The sequence below is a fragment of the Komagataeibacter swingsii genome, assembly GCF_003207895.1.
Lineage (GTDB): Bacteria > Pseudomonadota > Alphaproteobacteria > Acetobacterales > Acetobacteraceae > Komagataeibacter > Komagataeibacter swingsii.
This window is the reverse complement of record NZ_NKUB01000113.1, coordinates 1-4,305: the sequence shown is the minus strand read 5'-3', so window position 1 is coordinate 4,305 and position 4,305 is coordinate 1. Positions and strand designations below refer to the sequence as shown.

Below are 4,305 nucleotides of genomic sequence, written 5' to 3'. Positions count from 1 at the left end.
CGCAGCGGCCTGTAGCTGGTCGTAGGCCGTATCCAGATCGACGCCGTATGTCTCGGCATAATCGGCGGCGCTGATGCGGGTTGTCGGTGCTTCACCGGGTTTTAGCGCCTTCCGGCTGTCGAGCGTCGCAGCGGCCATAGCCACAATCCGCTTTTCAGACAGTGAGAGACCATGACCGGCCCGAGTGAGCGCATTGCTCATGGTGATCCATCGCTCACCAGCAGGACGGTCAAGATCAGCGATATTATAGCTGGTCACGGCCTTTTCTGCTGCCTTAGATCGCGTTTTTTTGCGGGGTTTTGGCTCTAATTCTCCCGACATACGGGTGACTCTCCCACGATGATATTACGGGAGAATTTACGATATCTCCCATATTTTTGAAAGGGGAGGGTTGTGGATTACGCCGGAAAAAAGGGAGAGTTAACCGGAAAAAAGGGAGAGTTAACCGGAAAAAAGGGAGATTAAGTGCGAATAACCATATGAAAACAAAGAGAAAATCGCACTAAAAACAAGATAAAAACAAGAAAAAACGCAGTTGCTTGTGGGTAAGTTACTCGTCCGGACGCCTTCGGCGGCCTACGGCGCTCCCGCGCTGCGCTCGCTCCGGACCTGAAAGGTCAGGAGAGCCGGGCGATAGGGGATTTGCTCAAGAGACATGAAGTGAGGCGGAAGCGAGATCGACAGAGCTCCCCCTAGAATGCCTCAAGCCCAGTTTGGTCATAAGGGAACCCTTCATTCCTTTCGGGCCGCTCTAGGGGCGTCTGATTGGCTTTGCGGGGGTGATTAAGCGTCCCAGCCAGCCGTTCGGCCTCTTTGAGCGGGGCAGCCGGTCGGAGAAGCCGGAACAGGTGGTTCTTCGACCATGCCCATTTCCCGGCCGGGTCGATGCGTTCCAGCGGTGTTGAGATGAACCAGCAGTCAGATGGGCCGAGAACTGGATGAGACCGCGCCCATCCGGCCAGAACCGGACCGACATTCGGAAACCGGACGATCTGCCAGTGATCGACCGATGGCAGGGATGGACTAGCCACCATCTCCGCCGGTGGGTCGGAGTAGTGACCGGATTCCTGTGCCTGCCGGGTCAGATCGTCATAGTCCCGACGGAGTGCGCGGGCGCGCTCGATGGGGGTCATGTCATTTTCCGCCACTTGGCGATCAGCGGCGCGAGACGTTCAGCATCGACTTTGCGCAGCTTGTCACCGTCAACCTGTTTGAGAAGCCATGACCGAATGGCTGGGTCATGTTCAGCAGCAGAAAGCAGGATACCACCAAGCACGATCTTTCGGCCTGTGTCCTGCTTCCTTGTTTCCAAACGTAGGCGAGCCAATCGTGCTTCGGCATCGGCGATTTTCTGATCGAGTGTTTTAGCCATTTTTGCAAAATCCGTCTTATAAAGGTATGCAACTCTATCACGAAGTGCGCAGTTACGAATTGATAAATCAATTCCTGCGTAAGGGCGTTACTACCCTTAACCCCACCTTGGAGCAGAACCTTGGCCCTGTATCGCGCCGAAACCAAACCGATATCGCGAAAGGACGGACGCTCTGCTGTTGCCGCCGCCGCGTATCGGTCTGGCGCCTCTCTGGTGGATGATCGCACCGGTAACGCTCACGACTACACGCGGCGGCGTGGTGTTGTGGCGACAGGAATTATCACCCCAGACGGGCAGGGCTGTGAGCGCAACGCCTTGTGGAACGGGGCGGAAGCCGCCGAGAAGCGGAAGGATGCCCGCACCGCTCGCGAGTGGGTGCTTGCACTTCCAGCCGAGCTGACGGATGCGCAGCGGCAGGAACTCACCGAGCGGTTCAGCCGATCCCTTGCCGAGCGTTTTGGGGTGGCGGTGGATTTTGCCATTCATCGTCCCGGTAAAGAAGGCGACCAGAGGAACCACCATGCCCATGTGCTGACCACGACCAGACAAGTCAGTCATGATGCTTCTGGTGCTCTGGTGTTCGGAGACAAGGCGCAGCCCGAGCAGTCAGATGCCCAGTTGCGCAAGCAAGGCATCGAGAAAGGGGCGGTTCTGGTTGAGGAAGTCCGGGCACTATGGGAGATGCAGGGCAATGCAGCCTTAGAAGCCGCAGGAGAGGCGATCCGGATCGATCGGCGCAGCCTCAAGGCTCGTGGGATCGACCGAACGCCAACAGTCCATCTGGGGCCTTCTGTGACAGCCCTAGAGCGTCGCGGGCGGCGGACAGATGGTGGCAATCTCAACAGAGCCATAGAGCAGGACAATGAGCAGAAAGCGGCCCTGACGGCGGAAATTATCGACCTACAGGCGGAGCGCGAACGGCGGGCGCGAGAGGAAGCCGGGTTTATTGCCGAATGGAACGCATATTTGAGGGCTCGCAAACCTGATCTGTTGGACTTTGATGGCTTGCGCAAACATGCGGCTGATGAGCTGGCCGGGGGTGAGGTCAGATTGCGCCAGGGGATCGTGAAGGATACTCCTGAATATGCGCAGAAAACCAAGGAAATCCGGGAGATGGAGGCGCGGATAACTGAGGAAAGTCGCAGCCTCATGTATGCAGAAAGATGGCGCGATGATTGCGAGGAAGAGATTTCAGAATGGTCGGCCAGAGTCGGTTTTTTTGCTCGCCTGCGTCCCCCGCCAGAGATCCGGGAAAAGAAAGAACAGGCGGAACAGGCACGAAGTGATATTCGGCGGTCTTCCGGTATTTTGTCCGGTCTTAGGGCTACTTTGGAGCTTGCGAAAAAGCTCTTCAAGGAGTGGTTTCTGGCAGAGGTGAACAGCCCACAGTTAGATGATCGCTGGCGTTATCGCTCTCTCGCACTGGATGGCATCAAACGGGAGTGTGACAACAAACTTGCAGAAGAACGCGCTGCACGCGCCAAAGCCCGGCAGATGGAAGATTTGAGACTCCACCGAGAGGCCGAAGCCATACGGAAGGAGCGCCTCGAACAAGAGGCGCAGCGGCAGAAAAGTCAGGTTGTGGAGCGTAAGCAGAAGGTTGAACCGCCTCCCCCGTCTTCCGGTGCATCTGATCCGGGAGACGATTTTGAGGACGATTGGGACGACAGTCCATCGTTCGGAATGTGAGGATTTAACTGGGGAACTGGCGGCGGGCGTGAACCACATTGATGATTTCAACGCTGGTTGCCGTCACCCGATACAGGATGATGTAATTCGGATGGGCTACGATTTCGCGCAGACCGGGAACCCGCTCACTGATCGGGTAGAGGTAAGGGTGAGCCGATAAGGGCAGAACGCAGGAACGGAGCCGATGCCATAGCCGCTCCGCTGCGCCGACATTGTTTTCGCCAATGTATTCCGTGATGACCGCAAGGTCTTCGTCAGCGGTTTCTGTCCAGACGATAGGCAGCATCAGGCAGCCTTGCGTTTGCGCAGCTTGGCCAGCCGTTCGGCCATACGTCGCTCAACCTCATCGTGCGGGATTGGTGGGCGCGGATCAGCCAGACTGGCGGCAACCTTGGCCTGAAGCCATGCGGTATAGGCCGCTTCCTGTTCGACCGTCTCGAACTCGGAGACGATGGGGGAGAGTGCTTCGCTCATCATGCGGCTCCTTTCGTTTAATCAAGTTCAGATACTACCGGAAAACGGTAGTTTTAGCCGCTAAAATCTCTTTGCTTCATGAGCAGGCAGACTTTCCGGCAAAAAGCAGAGCAGACCCGGAGCGAGCGCAGCGCGGGAGCGGCGTAGCCCGCCGACAGGCGTCCGGGTGGTCAGAGCAATCGCGGTTGCGGGTTGCGTTTGAAGTCAAAGCGCAGTTTGGCGACCTTTCGGCCTTTTTTGATAGGTTTCCATTCGATCAGCCATCCGTCTTTTTCGGTCAGTTCTCTCACCGCTGGTTCGATGATTTTGGTGCGAATCTTGCCGAAATCGGCTCTTTGCTTATCGGTTGCGTCCATAGACGCTCCGAAATCCTCAACGGTGAACTCCATCCAGCCGGTTGAAGTGTACTGGGTCATGAGTTCAAGCAGCTTCCATGAATAGATCGAGCGGAGAGCCGAGGTCTGTTGAAGCTGATAGCTGGTGAAGTTCTTCTTTAGGCCGGTGAGGTAGGGAAGGACTTTGTGCCACCAGAAGAGTTCGATCCACCCTTCACCCTTGTGATAGTGCGCTTCGCCGACCCATCGCATCTGCACTTGTGTTGGCGGAAGTGGCTTGCCGTTTCGTCTGTAGGCAGGAACGTAGAAGGTGATCGAACGGTTGTAGAGTGCCTTCGCAGCGGCCTGTAGCTGGTCGTAGGCCGTATCCAGATCGACGCCGTATGTCTCGGCATAATCGGCGGCGCTGATGCGGGTTGTCGGTGCTTCACCGGG

General features: G+C 56.8%; 7 protein-coding genes. 1 reads left to right on the top strand and 6 read right to left on the bottom strand.

Going from position 1 to position 4,305, the window contains the following annotated elements:
• The 3 genes from CFR76_RS17625 to CFR76_RS17615 form a co-directional block, all read right to left on the bottom strand.
• The coding region (locus tag CFR76_RS17625) for a replication initiation protein (protein WP_208624032.1) at positions 1 to 258 on the bottom strand (258 nt) is incomplete at its 3' end.
• A gap of 434 nt (positions 259 to 692) precedes the next feature.
• A complete protein-coding gene (locus CFR76_RS17620; protein WP_110557958.1) occupies positions 693 to 1,133 on the bottom strand; it encodes a hypothetical protein in 441 nt (146 codons plus the stop codon).
• The gene (locus tag CFR76_RS17615; RefSeq protein WP_006115720.1) at positions 1,130 to 1,372 is read right to left on the bottom strand and encodes a hypothetical protein; all 243 of its coding nucleotides are present in this window, start codon (positions 1,370 to 1,372) and stop codon (positions 1,130 to 1,132) included. Before CFR76_RS17615 ends, CFR76_RS17620 begins: the two co-directional genes overlap by 4 nt.
• Before the next feature lie 120 nt (positions 1,373 to 1,492).
• On the opposite strand from CFR76_RS17615, the gene mobQ reads away from it, so the two are divergent.
• On the top strand, positions 1,493 to 3,061 hold the full coding sequence (gene mobQ / locus CFR76_RS17610; RefSeq protein WP_110557957.1) for a MobQ family relaxase: 1,569 nt from the start codon (positions 1,493 to 1,495) through the stop codon (positions 3,059 to 3,061).
• Between the two features lie 4 nt (positions 3,062 to 3,065).
• Here mobQ and CFR76_RS17605 read toward each other — a convergent pair whose 3' ends face one another.
• The 3 genes from CFR76_RS17605 to CFR76_RS17595 all read right to left on the bottom strand — a co-directional run.
• Positions 3,066 to 3,347, bottom strand: a complete 282-nt coding sequence (locus tag CFR76_RS17605; RefSeq protein ID WP_110557956.1) for a type II toxin-antitoxin system RelE/ParE family toxin — start codon at positions 3,345 to 3,347, stop codon at positions 3,066 to 3,068.
• Entirely contained in the window at positions 3,347 to 3,535 is a 189-nt protein-coding gene (gene relB / locus CFR76_RS17600) for a type II toxin-antitoxin system RelB family antitoxin (protein WP_064776362.1), read from the bottom strand. The genes CFR76_RS17605 and relB overlap by 1 nt, the downstream gene beginning before the upstream one ends.
• Before the next feature lie 170 nt (positions 3,536 to 3,705).
• A partial coding sequence (locus tag CFR76_RS17595; protein WP_110557955.1) for a replication initiation protein occupies positions 3,706 to 4,305 on the bottom strand: 600 nt, incomplete at its 5' end.